Origin of the sequence: Actinomadura sp. BRA 177 (assembly GCF_013372625.1) — a bacterium.
GTDB lineage: Bacteria > Actinomycetota > Actinomycetes > Streptosporangiales > Streptosporangiaceae > Spirillospora.
Genome location: NZ_JABXFD010000282.1, coordinates 1 through 19,920, shown reverse-complemented (window position 1 = coordinate 19,920; position 19,920 = coordinate 1). Strand labels below are relative to the sequence as shown.

The window sequence follows — 19,920 nt, the reverse complement described above, 5'->3', positions numbered from 1 at the left end:
TTTTTTTTGTTAAGACGGACGCCGGCCTCCGTGGTGCGGGGCCCTCGGGGGGGCTCGGAGTGGTGTATAAGACACAGCGGCGGGGCCCAGCTGCTGCCGCCGCGCCCGCGCACGCCCGACACCGTCCGGCCGCCGCAGAACGACCCGCCGTCCCCGCCGCCGCTGCGTCCCGCGTCGGAGCCCGTGCCCGTCGGTCAGTCCGCCATGTCCCACTAGGCGCTCAGGCTCCGGACGATTTCGCAGCCTTTGCGTAGTTCGCTCGTCGTCGCGGCCGAGCCGTAGCCGATCACCAGGCCGGACGCGCGCGGCGCACCCATGTAGTGGCGTTCCAGGGTCTCCACCAGGACGTCCCGTTCGCCCGCTTCCGCCGAGATGCGCCGCGCCTCGGATTCCGGGACGTCCACCACCAGATGCAGACCGGCGGTGTCGCCACGCAGTGGAAGGCCGTCCAGCGCCCGCACGACCACCTCCCGGCGCCGCGCGTACTCGGCGCGCATCCGGCGGACGTACCGGTCGAGATCGCCCCTTTCCAGGAGGAGGCGCAGCGCGTCCTGCGGGACGATGGCCGTGCGGTCGTTCAGCTGCGCGCGGCGCGCCGCCACCTCCCCGACCAGGTCGGGACGTCCCGCCAGCCAGCCGACGCCCATGTCGGTGGTGAGGATCTTCGCCGTCGTGCCGAGATAGACCACTACGTCCGGGTCGAGTCCGTACAAGGCGGGCAGGGGCGCCACGTCGAACCGGAACTCGCCGTCGTAGTCGTCCTCGGCGATGAGCGCCCCGATGCGTCTCGCCCATGCCAGCAGCGCCTGCCGGCGCGGGACGGGCAGGACGCCGCCCATCGGGTACTGGTGCGACGGAGTCGTGTAGATGATGCGCAAATCGTCCGGCAGGCCGTCGACGATGAGGCCGTGCTCATCGACAGGACACGGAACCAACTCCGCGCCACGTCCCTCTAGGACGATGCGTGCCTTCCCATAGCCAGGGTCCTCCACCCCTACGCGGTCGCCAGGACGAAGCACGGTCGCGGCAAGCAGATCGAGCCCGTTCGTCGCTCCGCGCGTCACGAGGAGACCGTCCAGGGGGCAACTCACGCCGCGGCTACGCCTGAGGTAGTCGGCGAGCGCTTCACGCAAGCCCGGTAGTCCGTGCGGGTCTTGGCGCTGCTGCGGAGGCATGCCCGCAGCCAGTCGCCATGCGCGGCGCCATGCCGGTGTATCGAGAGCCCCGATCCAGGCGACACCCGGCCGCAGGTCGATCTCGTGTGGGGCCGCAGCCCGCCGCCCTGGCCTCGTGGTCGGTTTCTGTGGTCTCGGTACAGGTGCGGCGGCGACGCCTTCGGTCACGTACGTTCCGGAGCCGTGGCGTCCTTCCAGCCAGCCTTCCGCATACAACTGCTCGTAGGCCTCTGTCACGACCGTCCGGCTGACGTCCAGCAGCTTGCCCAGCGCCCTACTGGACGGAAGCCGCTCCCCTGCGGCGAGCCGTCCTTCCGCCATCGCCGCACGCAACTGGCCGACGAGCTGGGCGCTCATCGGCTCCTTGGCGTCCCGGTCAACGACGAGGGGCAGATCGATCGACAAAGTGGTCTCCGGCTTTACGCATCGATTGGCCATACCGACCAGGCCACTCGCGTCCTAGCGTAAACGGACATGAACCCACTCTCTTCGACCACCCGCACGCGCCTCACCAGGCTCGCGGAACGCGGCGCCACGGACCGCTCCGTCCTGCACGAGGTCCTGGACGCCGGCATGATCTGCCACCTCGGCGTCGTCGTGAACGGCTCACCGCGCGTCCTGCCCACCTGCTACGGCCGCCTGGACGACACCCTCTACCTCCACGGCTCCACCGGTGCGAGCAGCCTCATGGCGGCCCCGGCCCAGGAAATCTGCGTCACCGTCACCCACCTGGACGGCCTCGTCCTCGCCCGGTCCGCCTTCCACCACTCGGTCAACTACCGCAGCGCCGTCATCTACGGGACGCCCGAACTCGTCACCGACCAGGACGAGAAGACGGCCGGCCTGCGCGCCATCATCGAGAACCTCGTCCCGGGCCAATGGGACTCGACGCGCGAACCGTCGCGCAAGGAACTCGCCGCGACCTCGGTGATCGCGCTCTCCCTGGAGGAGGCCTCGGTCAAGATCCGCCAGGCCCCGCCGTCCGACGAGGAGGAGGACTACGCCCTGGACATCTGGGCCGGCGTCCTCCCCGTCGCGCAGACGTTCGGCGAGCCTCTCCCCGACCCGCTACTGCGCCTCGACATCCCCGTTCCTGGACATATCGCCCAACTCGCCGCCCCCTGATCCGGGCCTCCCGGCGGCGCAACGTCCAGGAGGAAGAAGACTCGATGCCCCGCGCAGTCGTCCATGGCCGTAGGGTGAATCCATGAACGAGCGGCTGGTCTGGATCGACTGCGAGATGACAGGACTCGACCTGCGCAACGACGCGCTCATCGAGATAGCCGCACTCGTCACCGACAGCGAGCTCAACATCCTCGACGACGGCGTCGACGTCATCATCAAGCCGCCGCCCGAATCGGTGACGCAGATGACCAAAGTCGTCCGGGACATGCACACCACGTCCGGGCTCCTGGAGGCGCTCCCCACCGGCGTCACCCTCGCCGAGGCCGAGGAGACCGTCCTCGCCTACGTCCGGGGCCACGTGAAGGACGCCAAGAAGGCGCCCCTGTGCGGCAACTCCATCGCCACCGACCGGTCCTTCCTGGCCCGCGACATGCCCGCCCTCGACGGCCACCTCCACTACCGCATGGTGGACGTCTCCTCCATCAAGGAGCTGGCCCGCCGCTGGTACCCGCGCGTGTACTTCGCCAGCCCGGAGAAGAAGGGCGGCCACCGCGCCCTCGCCGACATCACCGAGAGCATCCAGGAACTGCGCTACTACCGCGCCGCCGTCTTCGTCCAGCAGCCCGGCCCCGACACCGACACGGCCCGCTCCATCGCCGCCAAGGTCTCCTCCGGCTGACCCACCCCCCGGAAGCCGCTACACTACTTGGAGCCGGGACGCGCTCCCGGCCACGGTGGGTGTAGCTCAGCTGGCAGAGCACTTGGTTGTGGTCCAAGATGTCGGGGGTTCAAGTCCCCTCACTCACCCCAGCTGCGGGGCCCCGGTCGATCGGCCGGGGCCTTCGTCGTGTCCGGCGCGGTCCATCGACTCTTGCTGACCGTCCCGTTATGCTCCGTCCCTATAAATGTCAACGACACGCCAAGGGCAGCGATGAGTGTCGACGAGACGGCCCCCTTGCGCGTCCTCGTGGTGGACGCCGATCCCCGGGTCCGCGCGGACGTGATCACCCTCCTGGACGCCAGCGACGAACTCCGGGTCGTCGCCGACACCCCCGACCCCCACACCGCACTCACCCTCGCCGAGCGCCTCCGGCCCGACATCGTCCTGCTGGACGCCGCCTCCGCCGCGCACGCGCGCCCGCTCAGCGGCGCATCCCGCGTCTTCCTCCTCTCCGCCGACCCGGCCGCCGTCGAGACCGCCCTCCGCGCCGGCGCCTGCGGCCACCTCGTCCCCGGCTCCTTCACCGTCCCCGACCTCATCCGCGGCGTCCGCGCCGCGTCCCGCACCACCCTCGGCCTGTCCGCCCGCGAATCCGAGGTCATGGACCTCATCGCCACCGGACGCTCCAACGGCGAGATCGCCCGCCAGCTCTTCCTGTCCGAGAAGACCGTCAAGAACCACGTCAACCGCATCTACGCCAAGCTCGGCGTCAGCTCCCGCGCCACCGCCATCGCCCTCTGGCGCGGCATGGTCAGCGTCCTCCCCGCCCAGGACTAACCGATTCGCACACCCCCGCGGCCCCTGGTACTGTTCTTTCTGTCGCAAGGGCCCCCGGCCACGGCCAAGGCCCCCAGACATGCGCCGTTAGCTCAATTGGCAGAGCAGCGGACTCTTAATCCGCGGGTTCGGGGTTCAAGTCCCTGACGGCGCACCCGCAACCACCAGGGCGTACACCGATCACCGGCGTACGCCCTGTTTGATGTTGGTTGCAATCGCCGTTGCGGTTAGGTCTCTGGAGAGCCCCAGAGCGCTCCCCCGATGCGGGTCACGGCGTCGGTCGTCAGGGGGTCGGTCGGCTGGACGTAGCGGCGCGTCGTGCTGAGCTGAGCGTGGCCCAGGATGCGCTGAATCACGTGGATACTCACGCCCTGCTCTCCGAGCAACGTCCCTGCGGTGTGCCGCGCGTCGTGCAGTCGGTAGGCGTCCGCTTCGATCCCGCCAGCTCGTAGGAGAGCCTTCCAGGCTTCCCAGTCGTCACGCGCTCGGATCGGTGCGCCGTCCGGACCGCACCAGACGAGTCCCCATTCCTGCCACGCGTCGCCGGCGTCGCGCCGCTCGGCGTCCTGAGTCGCCTTGTGCGCCCTGAGAAGAGGCAGGCCGGAGGTGATGGTGGCGTGGGCTTCGTCGGGCTCATGTCGTGGTGGAGCGGGCCGAAGTGGCCGCTGGCGGCGTGCCACAGGGCGTTGTAGGCGTGGTCGTAGGTGAGGGCGCCCGCGCCAGCGAGGCGGCCGAGGTTGTAGGCGGCTTTGTTGAGGGCGTGGTTGCGGCCGCCGATGACGGCGACGCGGACCCGCTGGGCTTCACCTTGGAGTGCGGCTTGGGCGTAGGCGGTCGCGTCACTGACGCCGTCACGCTGTGGATCGCCGCCACCTACGCCCAACCCGCATGGCTGCACGCCCCGCGGCTGGTCATCCGCGGCCCGAAAAGCGCTGCGGAAAGTCCCGCCTGGTGGACGCCACCGAAGCGACCTGCCACACCCCTTTCATCACCGTCAACTCCTCACCGGCCGCGGTCTACCGCTCCATCACCGACGACCCGCCCACCCTGCTCGTAGACGAAGCAGACACCGTCTTCGGAGCCAAAGCCGAAGGCACAATTTGGCCATGCTGCAAGTCTCTCGCACCGCCCGCAGCGGTCCAAGCTTTGACGAGAGATCGCCGTAGGAGTGGCGTACTCCGCCTGAGACGTCGGCATCTACCTGAGGGCCCTCGAGACGCTGACCGCTCCAGCGTCGCAGGCGAACGTCCCGGAATTCGTGGGTACGATGCCTCAGCCAGCCGTTCTCGAGCTTTCAATAAGCTCTTCTGCCGAAATTTCATTGCTCTTAATGGGGCCAGTGAGTGGCAGCTCTGCGACCGAGCCGGGTTCGGCCCACAACGGACCACGGCGTTCAGCCTTGGGCTTCAGTAGCTCCGCGACGGTGAGGAGTCTTATGTCGAGCCCTTCATGCCATCGCGCTCGGGCCACTTCTTCCCGAGCCCCCCTAGTAAAGCTGAATGCGACGATCCAGCCTGCCGTAGACTTGTCCCGTTTCACTGCGGTCTCGAACTTGTCGACGACGTCACGTCCAACACGTTCGGACTGCTTCACCTGTATTGGATCACGCGTTAGAAAGGTGTAACCGTCGATTCCCATGTCTCCAGTTTTACGAGGAGAGTTTACTCCATAGAATTGCCGGATAACCCAGTTCTGGAACTCGAACGGTTTGAGCATTCGAAGACTCTCCACCGTCGACGGAAGGCCGACAAGTTTCGGCGACTCCACTCCGGCGATCCGCTTAAGACGTCGATCCATTATATTAACGGCGGTCGGACTTATGTCGATACCAATCCAGCGGCGGCCAAGCTTTTGTGCGACCGTAACCGTTGTGCCACACCCACAAAATGGGTCCAGCACGACGTCTCCGACATTAGAGCTAATCGAGATAATCCGCTCAAGTAGCGACTCAGGCTTTTGCGTTGGGTAGCCGAGCCTTTCCGCGGCTCGACTATTGAGAGGCGAAATATCGGTCCAAACATCTCCGATCGGCTTCCCGCGCTGCTCGTCAAGATAGCGCTTCAGCCTAGGTACCCGGCCGGGAGCAGTCTGGACAACAATGCCATCGCGGTGCGCCTGCTCCATCCTCTCTCGCGTCCATCGCCACACCCGAGTGACACCTAGAAATTCATAGGTGAGGTTGGGGCGGTCAGCGTTCGGATTGATAAGGCTGGTCAGCTGATAACGGCGACCATGCTCGTCAATGAGAGAGTATTTCCCTAGAGTCTTTTCATCCAGGTCGTTCGGATCGTAAGGAGTGAACGCCGCATCTTTGTTCCACGTTGCCTCACCACTCTTCGCATACATGAAAATTAAGTCATGGTTAGTCGGAAACCGGTTAGTCATCAGCGCCTTGGCCGCAGTCCGCTTCCAGACGATTTCATTTCTGAAGCAATACGCTCCAGCAATCTCGTCAAGCATTACTTTCAAGTAATGACTGGCATGCGGATCGCAGTGCAAATAAAGCGTCCCTGTGGGTTTGAGGATCCGCCAAAACTCCATGATCCTGCTACGAAGCCAGCCGACGTAGACATGCATCCCACCTTCCCAACGATCCTCAAATGATCGAACCTCGGCTTCATCCCCCCAAATAACTTCGTAGACACGGTTGCTGAAGAAGGGTGGGTCTAGGTAAATCAGGTCCACCGATTCGTCCGGAAAGGTTGCCGTGCGATGCAGATTGTCATCGCAAAAGAGCACGCCCGTTTCGATCGGTGGCACCATAGGACAACCTCCGGGTCCGCTCTCTCATCATCGCCAACCCAAAAGAATCCTTCAATGGTCGCGCCCGCATCCGGCCACCGCTACCTTGTCGGATAGTGTCTACTTACCTGACACACGTTACGAGTGGCACGCATCAGCCGGCCCGCGCACCACCGATGACAGGTCCGCTCCAAGGCCAAGTCCCCGGATCAGAGGCATCGGCTGACAGCATGGCATGCTCCAGGCCGGTTGCGGTTCGTGTGGCAGTCCGGCACTGTCCAGCGGTGTCCGAGAGCCCACGGTTCGGTGGGGTTCGTGGACGCTAGTGGATCATGTTGGGTGATCGTTCCGACCTCTTAATCCGCGGGTTCGGGGTTCAAGTCCCTGACGGCGCACTCGGCGACCCCTGTTCGCAAACCCGCTTCGTGGGCTTGCTTCCCGGGTCCTTGGCCTTCCATTGGGGGGACGCCCCCCATACCCCCGGCCGGGGTCGTCCCCATTTGGGTGCTTCTGTGCAACGGCCTTTGGGCTTGTATCGCGGCTGCCTTCCCTTGGGGGACGACCCCCAAGGGGGGTCGCATCTCGGCTTGTGCACGCTGTGGGCGCACTTTGCGGGGACGTCTGTGGAGGTAGGCTCGCGGCGTCCTGCGGCTTGTCGGGACGTCTGTGGGTGGGCGTTCTCCACCTGCGACTGCTTTCTGGGGCGCTGCATGTGGGGTGTCCGTGTGCTCTCGCGGCTTTGGTGGGGGTGGCTGGTTCGGTGGGGTCAGCTGGTTTCTTCAGCGTGTAGTGAATTCGGCTCATTTTCAGGGCAAAGCGGCTCTCCTCCACCCGTAGTTTGATTACACAGGTCTCGTCGCGCTAGTTCGATGCTCCTGCACAGAGAGTGCATGACGAGGAGCATGGAGGCCACAAAATGCCTGTCTTCACCGCCATTCTTCCGATATCGGAACAGAACACTACGGCTGTTCCCATTCCCGGCATTCTGGTGCGGCCGCGCGTGGTGCTGGTTCCCGAGTTCCCGCCGGCGGTGTCCCGGGATCGGACGCCGTTCGACGTCATCACGGCCGCGGTCGGCGAGGCGGCTGGTGTCGAGCGCATTGAGCCGGTGAGCGTGACGCTGATCGAATCCGTCCGGCCGGACGGGGAGACGAACCTTACGGGGATCGTCCGGCTGTCCCGGCGGTCGGCGCACGCGTCCTGGCACGCGAAAGTCTCCCGGACGGAGCTCGAAAGGGCCGTCGCCGAGACCGGCTCCGTCCGGGCGGCGTTCACGGGGCAGCTGGACGGCGCGCTCCCGGCGGCATTGCCACCGGGTGTGCAATCGGATCGGCGGGCCGAGGTGCTCTACCGCCACATCACGGCGAACCGAGGCTGCGGGCTCGCGTGCTGGACCTGCCGAATCCTGCACGCCTGCAATTAGGGACGAGACGGGTGACGGACATTTCCATCCAGGCCAGGTGGGCACGCACGCCTCGGCGGATTCGGATGATCTTCCAGTCGGTTCCGGTGCTGGTCGACGTGGTGTTCTTTTCCGACGGCGCGCTGATCACGGCTGCCGGGCTCGTGTGGCGGACGGGTCGTCCGCACGCGGCTTACGCCTCGATCCTTCTGACGGGCCTGTCCGTCGGGCCACTGACCGGTGTGTATTTCAATCCCGTCGTCTCGATGGCGGCCGTCCTGTGGACCCTCGGCGCCGGTGTCCGGTGGTCGCTTCCGGCGGTCGCGGGGGCGGCCGTGCTCGCCGTGTGCGCCGCCTTCACCGAGACCGAACAGAACCCGACCGAACACCGCGCGCTGGTGATCTGCATCGTGGCGGCGTTCTGGACGTTCCTCTACCTCGCCGCATGGGCGGTCGGCTACGGGGTGCGGCTCAGCCGGGCGATCGCGGCCGCGCGAGCAAAGGTGACGGCGGCGGACGAGGTGCGTCGCGAGCGCGCCCGGTTGAGCCGGGAGATCCACGACAGGGCTCTCACCACGCTGTCCGTCGTCCGGTTGACCGCGCATGCGGCGCCCAAGGATCTGAGTACCGATCTCGGCCGGGTCCGGCGCCACCTCAGCGCGATCGAATCGAGCACGGCCGAGTCCATCGCCGAACTGCGCCGCATGCTGAACGACCTGGACCGCGACGCCTCCGATGCCGACGCGCGGGAGCGGCTCGACCGGCACATCGAGATGCTGCGGGAGCAGGGCGCGGTCGTCGACTACCTGGCCGACGGGGAAGCATCGGAGGTCGACTCCGGGCAGTTGGACCTGGTCTGCCTGATCATCACGGAAGGCCTGACCAACGCCATGGTGCACGCGGGTCCAGGCACTGTGACGGTGCGCGAGCACAGGCTTCGCGACCGCGTGATCATCGAGATCGCCAACGGCCCGCCCGTACCGGGGTGCCGCAGCCCCTCGGGGACGAGCCGCAGGGGACTGGCGAACATGCGGGAACGCGTCCTGGAGGCCGGCGGGTCCTTCCACGCCGCCCGCCGGCCCGACGGAGGGTTCGAGATCAGGGCGGAACTCTCCGTCCCCGGCGGCGAACGGCGGGCACCATGACCGTCCGGATCGTCATCGCCGACGATGACCAGCGCATCCGCGACGCGTTGCGGATGCAGTTCGCCCATGATCCAGGCGTCGTCGTCGTGGGCGAGGCCGCGGACGGCCACGCCACCGTCGAGCAGGCGCGCCGGTTGTGTCCCGACATCGTGCTCATGGACATCCGGATGCCCGGATGCTCGGGCATCGAGGCGACGCGCCTGATCACCGCCGACGGATTTGGCGGTTCCGGGGCCCGCACCATCAAGATCATCATCCTGACCTCCTACACCGAGGAGGCCGTCGCCCGGGCGATCCGCGCCGGCGCCGACGGCTACGTCATCGACCGTGACCCGGTGGCCATCCGGGACGCCGTCGCCGCCGTCGCCGCAGGACGCCGCTGGTTGTCCCCCGAGGCGATCGACCGCCTCTTCGACGAGCACACCGCCGGACGCACAGACCCGCTGCACCGCGGGCCGGAGGAACTCGGTCGGCTCACTCCGCGGGAGAGGGAGACCATGCTGGCGATCGCGAGAGCGCGCAACAACGCGGAGATCGCCTCCGACCTGAGCATTGAGGAGTCGACCGTCAAAACTTACGTCAACCGCATCATGTACAAACTCCAGCTCCGCGACCGTGCGGCCGTCATCGTCTGCGCTCATCGCAGCGGAATGGTTCGTCCTTACTGACAACGAAGTGAAGAGATATGTTCTCCGAGACTCCGACTTTCCGCGGCGCAGCCGCACTGATGGATACGATCCGCCGGCTGTACGAGCGGCCCGGCATGTTCGCCCGGTCCCAGCGCGGCGACCATCCACTTCCCGTGATCCATCTCCACCGGGACCGGACGACGGCCGGCTTTCTCCGCTCGCTCGCCAAGCACATCCGCGAGCATGCGCCCGACGTGCCCGTCCATTACGTGGACGCCGCCACGGTGGTGGAGCAGACCAGGCTGCGCTGGAGCGGTTCGGCGGACGAGTTCAGCCGCAGCCTCCCCCTGCTGCCGCTGCTCGACGCGGCCGGCCACGGTCTGGCTTCGCAGCGGGTCAGGGGGCATCGGCTGAGCCGCTTCGACCGGTACCGCGTGGCGGACTGGCTTACCGGCGCCACGCTGGAGGCGGCGCGCACGCAGGATGACGAGGCTCAGATCACGCGCCTCTTGAGTCAGTGGGCGGGCAAGGACGCGGACGTCCCGCAGGGAACCGGGCTGCCGGAAGGGCTGAGCCTCATCCCGAACATGCCGACGAGGACGGCCCTCCAGATCGCCTGCCTGATCAGCCGGAGCCGCGGACTTCGCGGCCTCGTCTCGAAACGCGTGCCAGGGCTGGCCCGGGAAAGCCACTGGTTCATGCGCCGGCAGACATACATGGTCCCCAGGCATTCGAGGAACTTCCTCAATTTCGCCACGCGTCTCACCGTCGGGCACCGCGAGCCTGAGAACGAGCCGAGCGTGAAGAAGCTCCTCGTCCATGCTTTTCTGGAGGATCTCCGGGTGGCCTACCGCCGGACCCGCCTGAAGTTTCTTCCCCGCATCAAGGGATGCCGCCGGACCGGGTACGTGGTGCTGCTGGTGGACAACGCCACGGCCAAGAACGGCGCGGTGGAGTTGCTGCGGCTGATCAGTGATGTGCGCAACGAGACCGGACAGTTCGATCCGCTCCTCGTCATCGCCGCCGGGGAGGACGTGCCGCTTGGGCCGCCGGGGGCCGGCCGCCCGGCTCCCGGGCAGGCGCCCCTTGAACTGGAGCAATGGTGGAAGAGGCTGTCGGAAAAGCCGTTCGCCGCGGATGTCCGCCATCTCTCCTTCCGGCTCCCGGCGGCGACCCCGCCCGAGGACGCGGCGAGCCTCTCCCCCGATGACCAGATCGCTTGGGGAGCGAGGACGTTCCGCAGCCGGCCTCCTCTTTGGATGACCAGACGCCGTTTCCTGTGGCCTGTGACGCTGGCGGCCGTGTGCTTTTCGCTGATCCCTCTGGTGACCTTCTACGTCGGGCAGAGGGAGGCCGGATGCTCCGTTTCACCGGGCCGGTTCGGAGCACAGGTGGCCGTGCGGGCCGTCCGCCTGGACGGTGACGACGTCCAGTGTGTGGGGTACAGCGCCGACCGGACTCAGATCTTCGGCTCGAACGCACGGCTGCGGCACGTTCAGGGGGAGGTCTTCGATGAGAACGAGATCGCCGCACGCAAGCACGCCGAGGATCCAGGACGGCCTTATATCACGCTCATCTTCTTCGCCGGATTGACGCACAAGGGTTCGGCTCAGAACACCGACCACGCCGTTTCGGAGGAACTCGAAGGGCTGCTCCTGCGCCAGCAGATCCAGAACGTCCCGTCCGAGACCTTGCCGCTCCTGAAAATCATCGTCGCGAACGGTGGCGAGAAGATGAAGGCGGCGCCGCAGGTCGCGCGCACGATGCTCTTGCCACTCCTCAAGGCGGACGCCGGCATTCTCGGGGTGGTCGGCCTCGACCGGACCGTCACACAGACCGAACAGGCCATCACCATGTTCGGTGGAGCCGGCGTCCCGGCCTTCGGCACGACGCTCACCGGCACCGGGCTCGACCATGCTTCCCCGCTGTATTTCCAGATGGTCCCGGGCAACCCGCACGAGGCGGAGCTCATCGCCCAGTACGCGGAGTTCATCCGGGCGACGAAGGTGACGATCTACCACCCCCAGGACTACGGAAACGACACCTACCTCAAGACCCTCGTGGAGTCGACCGTCGGGGCATTCCAGCAGCACGGCCACACGGCAGGGCGGGTCAGCTGGAACGACGCCGCCGGAGATCTGCGCCATGTGTGCGCTGACGGCGCCGACCACCAGCATGAACTCGTGTTCTTCGCAGGCCGCGAGGACGAATTCAGCGACTTCCTTCGTGCGCTGACCACCGGATGCACAATGCGCAGCGCCCTTCCCACGATCGTGGCCGACGATGCCATATCGCGGTACGTCGCCAATGCCGCAAGCCGCCTGCCGGACACGCTCAAGGGAATTCCCGTGTCCTACGTCAGTTTGGGAAGCCTCCTGGTCCTGGCCGGCTCCTCCTGTTCCGAAGAAGGTGAGGCATCGTCCGTGCAGAGCGCCGGCCAACTGGCCGCCTTCTGCTCCGGATACCGCATCTTGTACACGGATCTGCGCAGCAAACTGCCCGTGAGCGAGAGACCAGGCGTCCGGTGGCCGGCCGAACGGGTGGGACTCACCTACGACGTCGCGGGGGTCTTCATCGATGCCGTACACAGCATCCGGCAGAACCATGCGGAGGAGCAGCCGGCCACACCGGATCGGGCGGCCGTCGCGCAGCGGCTGCGCGAGCCCGGCTTCTGGTCGGCCGGCGTGACCGGCATGATCGAGTTTCATGCCTCGCGTGTCGGCGATCGGCGCGGGCTCGCGCTCCTGAACATCTCCGACATCCAGGACATCACGGCACAGCCGACCTGCGTCTTCATGATCGGTGACGTTTACCACGGCCAGAAGCGCGATCCGCGCACCCACTGTCCTGCCGAGACCACCGCGCCGGGCCAGGCTCGGCCACCACACGACTCACCCCAGCCGGCACTGATCAACGCCGGTCAGTGAAGTGGATCGGGTGCGGCGGGGTCCGTGGGGGCGGCGAGGAGGAGGTAGGTGCTGGCTGTCCAGGTGTAGGCGCGGTCTCTTAGGCCCTTGCCGGTTAGGGCGTTGAAGTTCTCTGCGAAGCCTGAGCGTTCGCAGAGGGCGCGGAAGCGGGTGCTGATTTCGTCGGCTAGGGCGGTGTGGCCGGCTCGGCGTAGGCCGTCCTCGATCAGGATCGTTGCGGGGGCCCAGATGGGGCCGCGCCAGTAGCCGTCGGGGCGGTAGTGCGGGGACGTGGGGAGTTCGGTCGCCAAACCGAACTCGGTCAGATGCTCGCGGAGCCGGTCGGTCAGGGCTGTTGCCGTGGACGGGGGTAGGTCCGCGCCTAGGACGATGGGCATCAGGTCTAGGAGGCCGTTGGTGTGCCAGGTGTTTCCGGTGGCCACGCCGCGGGCGGCGAAACGGTCTCCCTGCCAGAGGCGGGTGAATAGGTCTTTTTGGAGTTGGTTGGCTGCTCTGGCCCAGGGGTTGGGGCGGGACAGTTCGGTGCTGAGGTTTGTCAGTTCGCGCATTTGCAGGATTAGGAAGGCGCTGAGGTCGGCGGTTTCTATGACGCGTTCCGGGTCGAAGGCCGTCGCGTTGTCCCAGCCGCTGTCGTTGCCGTGCTCGTAGTGCGGCAGCGGGCTGCCGGGGGCGCGGCGGGCCGTTAGCCAGAAATTCGTCCAGGCCTGGAGTTGGTCGTGGGCCAGTTCTAGTTCGGAGCGTTTCAGTGGACGACCCAGGCGGCGGCGCAGGTGGCCGAACGCCCAGCCGTGGATTGGGGGCTTCACGTAGTTGAACAGGACCTCCAAATGCGTCACCGAATCGGCTAGGGCGCCGGAGGAGTCCTGGTGGTCGAACAGCACCTGGTATTGGTCCCAGGCGAGTTCGGGGTCGCCGGCGGCCAGTGCCAGGGCGTTGAAGCAGTGGTCCCAGCTCCACACCTTGTTCATCCAGTGCTTCGACATCAGCACGCTTGGGCGTCCCAGAAAGCCGGCGGGCCGGACGGTCGCCGACCACAGGACGTAGGCGGCTAGTTCGGCGGCAGGGGTGTCCGGGCCGCGCCAAGGGGCGATGGCGTCCGCGAAGCTTGTGAAGGCTGACAGGGATGCGGCGCAGACGGCTTCGAACGGGTTGGGCGGGGAGTACGGCGGGCGGGCGGCTTCGTACTCCTCGATCGCTGCTTCCCAGTGGTCGCCGTCGAGTGTCAGGCCGCGTTCCGCTTTACCCAGGGTTTGGGTGCCGCGTGTGGTGGCCCGGCCTGTCAGGGGGGTCACCCGGTAGCGGCGGCCGGTCTCGTACGAGGTGAAGACGTGGGTGTCGGCGTCGTGGAAGTAGGTGCCGGTGAACGGCGTCAGTTCGGTGATCGCGGCGTCCAGCGCGAGTGCCAAGCCGGAGCCGCGCAGCCGCAGCGTGTCGGGTGACTCGAAGGCTGCTTCGATCTCGCCGGACGGGTGCGTCCAGGTGAGCCGGCCGGGTGTGGCGGTGATCGTCGTGGTCGCCCGCGCGCCGTCCGAGAGGGGGGTGAGGCGCAGCACCGGGTTCAGTCCGCCCTGGTGGGAGATCAGGTGAAGGTCGTCGGCACGGGTGTGCAGTGCGGTGACCGGCGACAGGGCGAGCCACGAGCCGAAGGTGCTGAACGGGATGTCCTGGACGGAGAAGAAGGGGCCGGTGGGCATGCAGGCTCTTTTCTGGGAGTCAGTCCTTGACGGCGCCGGCCGTGGCTCCGGCGGCGATGTAGCGCTGGGCGCCGATCAGGATGAGCGTGGTCGGGACCGACGCCACGACCGCGGCGGCCATGATGGCGTTCCACTGCTGGTTGTTGTTGCCGATGTAGTGGTAGATGCCGAGGGTGATGGGCTTGTAGCGCCCGCCGCCGTCCAGCGTGCTGGCGAAGACGAAGTCCGACCACGCCCACAGGAACGCGAACAGTGAGACGGTGACGACGCTGTTGCGGCTGATCGGCAGGACGATCGACCAGAACGTGCGGAACGGTCCCGCGCCGTCCACCCGGGACGCCTGGAGCAGCTCCCTGGGGATCCCCGACATGAACGCCGTGAAGATCAGTACGCCGAACGGGACGGCGAGCGTGGAGTCGGCCAGGACCAGGCCGGGCAGCGTGTTCAGCACGCCGAGGTTCAGGTAGATCGCATAGAACCCCATCGCCATGATGATCCCCGGGATCATCTGGGCGGCGAGCAGCACGAAGCTCAGCGCGCCGGAGCCGCAGGGACGCAGCACGCCGAGCGCGTAGCCGGCGGGCGCGGCGATCGCGACGGTCAGCAGCACGGTGCCGAAGCCGACGAGGAGGCTCGTGCCGAGGTAGGGAAGCTGCTGGTCCAGGACGGCGCGGTAGCCGTCCAGCGTGGGACGGGACGGGAAGAAGGACGGCGGGGTGCGCCGCATGTCCTCATCGCGGGTGAGCGAGTTGGCGAGCATCCAGTAGACCGGGAACAGCATGATCGCGGTCAGCAGCAGCGCGATCCCCGTCTTCCACCAGGACCTGGCCGTCCTCACAGGGCCTCCCGGTGCCGGCGTTCGAAGCGGATGTAGAGCAGGCCGAACGCCAGGGCCGTCAGCACCAGCAGGTTGCCGACGGCGGCGCCGGGCCCGAAGGACGGCAGCGGGCTGGCGAACGCGAGGTGGTAGGACCAGGTGGCGAACGTCGTGGACGAGTCCGCGGGCCCGCCCCTGGTCATGATCCAGATCAGGTCGAACACCTTCAGCGTGTAGACCAGGCCGAGCATCAGCGTGATCGCCGAGACGGGGCGCAGCAGCGGGAAGGCGATCCGCCAGAACCGCTGCCAGGCGGACGCGCCGTCCAGCGCCGCCGCCTCGTACAGATCGTCCGGTATGCCCTGCAGCCCGCTGTAGAGGATGACGAGGTTGAACGGGATGCCGATCCAGATGTTGGCGATCGTCACCGAGGCCAGCGACCAGTGCGGCGAGGTCAGCCAGTCGACCGGCCCGATCCCGGTCAGGCCCAGCAGCCAGTTGACGGCGCCGGCCTCGGAGTTGAGCAGCAGCGCCCAGGTCGACGCCGACACGATCAGCGGCAGCAGCCACGGCACCAGGAACAGGGCCCGCAACACCACCGAGAGCCGGAAATGCCGGTTGAAGAACACCGCCAGGCCGAGCCCGATGGCGAACTGGAACAGCAGCGACACCAGCGTGAACACCACGGTGTGCCAGAGCGCGGGCCAGAACGTCGCGTCGTGGACGACCTCGGCGTAGTTGCCCAGCCCCGCGAACGGCGCCCCGCCGTGGACGAACGACCGGACGTTGTAGTCCCGCAGGCTCAGATCGACGTTGCGGTAGAGGGGATAGGCGTAGAAGAGGAGGAGATAGGCCACCAGCGGCAGGAGAAAGGCCCAGGCCGTCCAGCGTCTCATCGCGTTCACTTCACCGACGTCTGGGCCTTCGCCATCGCCTCCTGCGGCGTGGCCGAACCGCTCAGCGCCGCCTGGACGGCCGTCCACATCTGCTGCGAGATCTTGGGGTACTTGGTGCCGAGGTCGTCGCTGGTGCGGCCCTTCGCCGAGTGCACCGCGTCCACCCAGACCTTCAGTTCCGGCTTCGCCGCGACCTGCTTCTGCTGGATGTCGCTCGTCGGCGCGATGTAGGACAGCGTGGTGACGGCGGTGTAGGAGCCGTCCCCGACGGTCACGCAGTCGGTGATCTTCTTCGAGGTGGCGTAGCGGCCGGTGTCGTCCTGCACCGGGACGGTCACGAACTCGCCGCCGGTCGGCGCGGGCGCGGTGCCGCCGCTCTTTCCGGGAATCGGGATGATCCCGTACGGGAAGCCCGCCTTCTTGACGTTCTCCAGCTGCCAGGTGCCGTTCTCGGCGAACGCGTAGTCGCCGGTGGCGAACTCCTGCCAGCTCGTGGTCTGCGTGTTGTTCAGCACCGATTTCGGCGCGTAGCCCTTCTTCAGCCAGTCGGACCACAGCGACAGCGCGCTGACGGACTCGGCCGAGTCGAGCCGCGTGAGCTGCGCGCCGGCGCCCCAGAACCAGGGAAGGAACTGGAAGCTGCCTTCCTCGGTGCCGATCGCGGAGAACGTGATGCCCTTATTGCCGGCCGCCTTCACCTTCTGCAGCGCGGCGGTGAGGCCCGCCCAGTCCTTGATCGTGGACGCGTCGACGTCGGCGGCGTCCAGGACCTTCTTGTTGTAGAAGAGTGCGAGGGTGTTCGCGCCGATCGGGACGCCGTAGGTCTTGCCGCCGGACTGCCCGGCGGCCAGCAGGTTGGGCTTGATCTTCGACGTGTCGGTCTTGGTCTCCGCGGTCGTGGTCAGCACGCCGGCCTGGGCGAGCGTGGACACCACCGGGTTGTCGACGATGAGGACGTCCGGGGCGTTGCCCTGCTGCGCGGCGAGCAGCGCCTTGTTGGTCAGGTCCGTGGTGTCGTAGGCGGTCCGCTTCACCTTCACGCCGGCGTCGGCACCGCACTTGTCCAGCAGTTTCGCCCAGGGCGAGCCCGCCTGGAACTGCGGGTAGGGGTCCCACAGCGTGTAGGTGCCGGGGTCGGCGGAGCCGCCGCCGGACGAGCAGCCGGCCGCCAGGGTCAGCGCGGCGAGACCCGCCGCCAGGACGCACGTTTCGGGGCGGTGAACAGGAGTGGTCATCGCGGATCCTTTCCGGCGCGCCCTGGCGCGTCAGCCCGTCGACATCATCGAACCGATTCGCGGAATCGGTTCGATGACCATAAGCGCGTCTCATTCGCCCGGTCAATGAGCCGATGGGCACGGATTTCGCGGCCTGCCGGCCCCGGCTCGATCGGCACCGACGCGACCACATCGCCGTTTCCGCATGTCAAGGCGATCGTCGACCGGGCTTACGATGCGGGGAGTGACTCGAACCGGTTCGAGTCGCCGCTACAGCCGATATCGTCGGCACACGGGTTGGAGGGGCTTTGGCGAAGCGGTTCGATGAGGTGGAGACCGTCGGGGGGTCCGTGACCATCGGGGAGATCGCCCGGCGGGCGCGGGTGTCGCGCAGCACGGTGTCCTACGCGCTGAGCGGGAAGCGGCCGGTGTCGGAGGCCACCCGGCTGCGCGTCCAGCAGGTCATCGACGAGCTGGGGTACCAGCCGAACGCCAGCGCGCGGGCGCTCGCCCGCGGCGAGACGCGGACGCTCGGGCTGGTCCTCCCGCCCGCGAGCACGCACTACACCGACATGCAGCTGGACTTCATCGGCGGCCTCGTCGACGCCGCCGCCGTCCGCGACTACGACGTGCTGATGTCGCCGGGCGGGGCCGAGGACCGCGCGTTCCACCGGCTGATCGGCGAGCGGCGGGTGGACGGCGCGATCCTGATGGAGATCCGCATGCAGGACGCCCGGGTCGACCGGATGCGCGCGACCGGGTTCCCGTTCGTGACGATCGGCCGGACCGCGCGCCCGGACGGGACCGCCTGGGTCGACCTGGACCACGGACGGCTCGTCCAGCACTGCGTCCGGCACCTGGCGCAGCTCGGCCACCGGCGGCTCGCGCTCGTGAACCGGTCCGAGGAGCTGATCCGCGCCGGGTACGAGTCGGCGCGGCGCGGCCAGGACGGGTTCGAGGAGGCGCTCGCCGAGCACGGGCTCGCCGGGCGCTCCTACCAGTGCGGGGACGACGCCGCGTCCGGCGAGGCGTGCGTGGAGCGGATCCTGTCGGACGATCCGGACGTGACCGGCATCGTGACCCTGAACGAGGCGGCGCTCGGCGGCCTCTACCGGGGGCTCGGGAGCGCCGGGCGCGAGATCCCGCGCGACATGTCGGTCACCGGCATCGTGGGCAGCCGGTGGGCCGAGGCGGTGACGCCCGCGCTGACCGCCGCCGACGTCCCCTCGCGCGAGCTGGGGCGCATCGCCATCGACCTGCTGCTGGAGCGAATCGGCACCCCGGCGGCGCCGCTTCGCCACCAGCTGCTGACGCCGCCGATCTCGCTGCGCGCGAGCACCGGTCCCGCCTGATCAGCCCGGCACGGGGCCCGTCGACTCGCGGACGACGAGGCGGCCCGGATGCCGGACGACGCCGCTCCCCCGCTCGCCCTCCAGCGCCGCGATCAGCTGCCGCGCGGCGGTGCCGCCGAGGCGTTCGAGGTCGAGGTCGACGGTGGTGAGCGGCGGGCGGCTCTCGGTCGCGAAGATCTCCCAGTTGTCGTAGCCGACGACGGCGATGTCGTCCGGTACCCGGCGGCCGAGGTCGTGCAGCGCGTCGATGACCCCGGACGCGATCTGGTCGCTGCCGCAGAAGACCGCGTCCACGCCGGGATGCGCGGCGAGGAGCATGCGCGCCGCCTGCCGTCCCCAGCGCTGCGACCAGGCCCCGTAGAGCGGGCGGCCGGCGGCGAGCGCGAGCCCCGCCTCGTCCAGGACGCGGAGCAGGCCCGCCGCCCGGTCCCGCGCCGCGCGGTAGCCCTCCTCGCCGGTGATGTGCGCGACCCGCCGGCGGCCGAGCGCGAGCAGGTGCTCGGCGGCGAGGCGCGCGCCGCCCACGTCGTCCGCGACGACGGACAGGTCGCGCGGATCGTCGGACTCCCCGTAGGCGTAGACGACCGGGACGGGGATGCCGGCGGTGAGCGACGTGCGCACGTCGTTGCGGTCGCCGAGGATGATCAGCCCGTCGACCTGCCTGGCCAGCAGCGTGCGGATGTAGTGCCGGCGGCGGATGGCGTCCCCGCGCGCGTCGCACAGCAGCACCGACAGCTGCCCGTCGCCGAGCGCGTTCTCCACGCCGAGCAGGACGGGGATCGCGAACCGTCCCGCGAGCTCGTCGGTGAGGAGCCCGACGGTCCGGGTGCTGCCGGACAGCAGGCCGCGGGCGAGCGCGTTGGGCTGGAAGGACAGCTCCTCCGCGACGGCGAGGACGCGGGCGCGCGTTTCCGGGGCGACGTCCGGACGGGCGTTGAGTGCCTTGGACGCCGTCGCCACCGACACCCCGGCGCGCCGGGCCACCTCGGTGAGCGTCACTGGTGCGGAGGGGTGTCTGGCCACCGAAAACCTTTCCGTGCTCTGAGCATTGTAAGGAGTTCGGTGGCGGAAAGAGGCCCTTGACAGCTTGGCATCGCCTTCTTACCTTCATCCCGAAAACCTTTTCGGACCGCCGGTCCCCTCTTCCGCCGGGGCCATTCGCGCGCGCCACCGGCCCCCAGCTCCCCGCGCTCTCTCATCCCCCTCTGCCGCTGCCGCCGAAGCAGCTAGTGTCGTTCACGGTGGTCGGCGTCTCACCACCACACAAAGCCACCTCACTACATAGACTACTGCCATACACATCA

General features: G+C 67.8%; 17 protein-coding genes and 2 tRNA genes. 11 read left to right on the top strand and 8 right to left on the bottom strand.

Annotated features, from left to right (window positions below; genetic code table 11):
* The coding region (locus HUX53_RS40010; protein ID WP_217919374.1) for a hypothetical protein at positions 1-216 on the top strand (216 nt) is incomplete at its 5' end.
* Here HUX53_RS40010 and HUX53_RS12665 read toward each other — a convergent pair.
* On the bottom strand, positions 213-1,580 hold the full coding sequence (locus tag HUX53_RS12665) for a PLP-dependent aminotransferase family protein (protein ID WP_255205197.1): 1,368 nt from the start codon (positions 1,578-1,580) through the stop codon (positions 213-215). The two genes, HUX53_RS40010 and HUX53_RS12665, sit on opposite strands and share 4 nt — an antisense overlap.
* 69 nt (positions 1,581-1,649) lie before the next feature.
* Here HUX53_RS12665 and HUX53_RS12660 point away from each other — a divergent pair, with 69 nt between their 5' ends.
* From HUX53_RS12660 to HUX53_RS12640, 5 genes are all read left to right on the top strand, one after another.
* Positions 1,650-2,300, top strand: a complete 651-nt coding sequence (locus tag HUX53_RS12660; protein ID WP_176403367.1) for a pyridoxamine 5'-phosphate oxidase family protein — start codon at positions 1,650-1,652, stop codon at positions 2,298-2,300.
* A gap of 82 nt (positions 2,301-2,382) precedes the next feature.
* Positions 2,383-2,979, top strand: a complete 597-nt coding sequence (orn, locus tag HUX53_RS12655) for an oligoribonuclease (protein WP_176403366.1) — start codon at positions 2,383-2,385, stop codon at positions 2,977-2,979.
* A gap of 55 nt (positions 2,980-3,034) precedes the next feature.
* A tRNA-His gene (locus tag HUX53_RS12650) sits at positions 3,035-3,110 on the top strand.
* Between the two features lie 121 nt (positions 3,111-3,231).
* Complete coding sequence (locus HUX53_RS12645; RefSeq protein ID WP_176403365.1) at positions 3,232-3,798, top strand: response regulator transcription factor; 567 nt, start codon at positions 3,232-3,234, stop codon at positions 3,796-3,798.
* Between the two features lie 81 nt (positions 3,799-3,879).
* A tRNA-Lys gene (locus tag HUX53_RS12640) sits at positions 3,880-3,952 on the top strand.
* 73 nt (positions 3,953-4,025) lie between these two features.
* Here the strand turns inward: HUX53_RS12640 and HUX53_RS12635 are convergent.
* Both HUX53_RS12635 and HUX53_RS12630 read right to left on the bottom strand, forming a co-directional pair.
* On the bottom strand, positions 4,026-4,478 hold the full coding sequence (locus HUX53_RS12635; protein WP_176403364.1) for a tyrosine-type recombinase/integrase: 453 nt from the start codon (positions 4,476-4,478) through the stop codon (positions 4,026-4,028).
* 592 nt (positions 4,479-5,070) lie between these two features.
* On the bottom strand, positions 5,071-6,561 hold the full coding sequence (locus HUX53_RS12630; RefSeq protein ID WP_176403363.1) for a DNA methyltransferase: 1,491 nt from the start codon (positions 6,559-6,561) through the stop codon (positions 5,071-5,073).
* An 865-nt stretch (positions 6,562-7,426) separates the two neighbouring features.
* Between HUX53_RS12630 and HUX53_RS12625 the strand changes: the two genes are divergently transcribed.
* Genes HUX53_RS12625 through HUX53_RS12610 form a run of 4 tightly spaced genes read left to right on the top strand, consistent with a single transcriptional unit; the run spans position 7,427 to position 12,643 of the window.
* Positions 7,427-7,963: a hypothetical protein gene (locus HUX53_RS12625; protein ID WP_176403362.1), complete on the top strand. Its 537-nt coding sequence runs from the start codon at positions 7,427-7,429 to the stop codon at positions 7,961-7,963.
* Positions 7,927-9,087, top strand: coding sequence for a histidine kinase (locus tag HUX53_RS12620; protein WP_176403361.1), 1,161 nt, complete (start codon positions 7,927-7,929; stop codon positions 9,085-9,087). Before HUX53_RS12625 ends, HUX53_RS12620 begins: the two co-directional genes overlap by 37 nt.
* Complete coding sequence (locus HUX53_RS12615) at positions 9,084-9,755, top strand: response regulator (protein WP_176403360.1); 672 nt, start codon at positions 9,084-9,086, stop codon at positions 9,753-9,755. The genes HUX53_RS12620 and HUX53_RS12615 overlap by 4 nt, the downstream gene beginning before the upstream one ends.
* Positions 9,756-9,772: 17 nt before the next feature.
* Positions 9,773-12,643, top strand: coding sequence for a hypothetical protein (locus HUX53_RS12610; RefSeq protein WP_176403359.1), 2,871 nt, complete (start codon positions 9,773-9,775; stop codon positions 12,641-12,643).
* Here HUX53_RS12610 and HUX53_RS12605 read toward each other — a convergent pair.
* Genes HUX53_RS12605 through HUX53_RS12590 form a run of 4 tightly spaced genes read right to left on the bottom strand, consistent with a single transcriptional unit; the run spans position 12,637 to position 17,285 of the window.
* Positions 12,637-14,337, bottom strand: coding sequence for an amylo-alpha-1,6-glucosidase (locus tag HUX53_RS12605; protein WP_176403358.1), 1,701 nt, complete (start codon positions 14,335-14,337; stop codon positions 12,637-12,639). The two genes, HUX53_RS12610 and HUX53_RS12605, sit on opposite strands and share 7 nt — an antisense overlap.
* 19 nt (positions 14,338-14,356) lie before the next feature.
* Positions 14,357-15,175: a carbohydrate ABC transporter permease gene (locus tag HUX53_RS12600; RefSeq protein ID WP_309237189.1), complete on the bottom strand. Its 819-nt coding sequence runs from the start codon at positions 15,173-15,175 to the stop codon at positions 14,357-14,359.
* On the bottom strand, positions 15,172-16,050 hold the full coding sequence (locus tag HUX53_RS12595; RefSeq protein WP_176403357.1) for a carbohydrate ABC transporter permease: 879 nt from the start codon (positions 16,048-16,050) through the stop codon (positions 15,172-15,174). Before HUX53_RS12595 ends, HUX53_RS12600 begins: the two co-directional genes overlap by 4 nt.
* Positions 16,051-16,055: 5 nt before the next feature.
* Complete coding sequence (locus tag HUX53_RS12590) at positions 16,056-17,285, bottom strand: extracellular solute-binding protein (protein ID WP_176403356.1); 1,230 nt, start codon at positions 17,283-17,285, stop codon at positions 16,056-16,058.
* Positions 17,286-17,614: 329 nt separating this feature from the next.
* Between HUX53_RS12590 and HUX53_RS12585 the strand changes: the two genes are divergently transcribed.
* A complete protein-coding gene (locus HUX53_RS12585; RefSeq protein WP_176403355.1) occupies positions 17,615-18,616 on the top strand; it encodes a LacI family DNA-binding transcriptional regulator in 1,002 nt (333 codons plus the stop codon).
* Here the strand turns inward: HUX53_RS12585 and HUX53_RS12580 are convergent, their stop codons facing one another.
* Positions 18,617-19,639: a LacI family DNA-binding transcriptional regulator gene (locus HUX53_RS12580; protein WP_309237188.1), complete on the bottom strand. Its 1,023-nt coding sequence runs from the start codon at positions 19,637-19,639 to the stop codon at positions 18,617-18,619.
* Positions 19,640-19,920 lie beyond the last annotated feature (281 nt).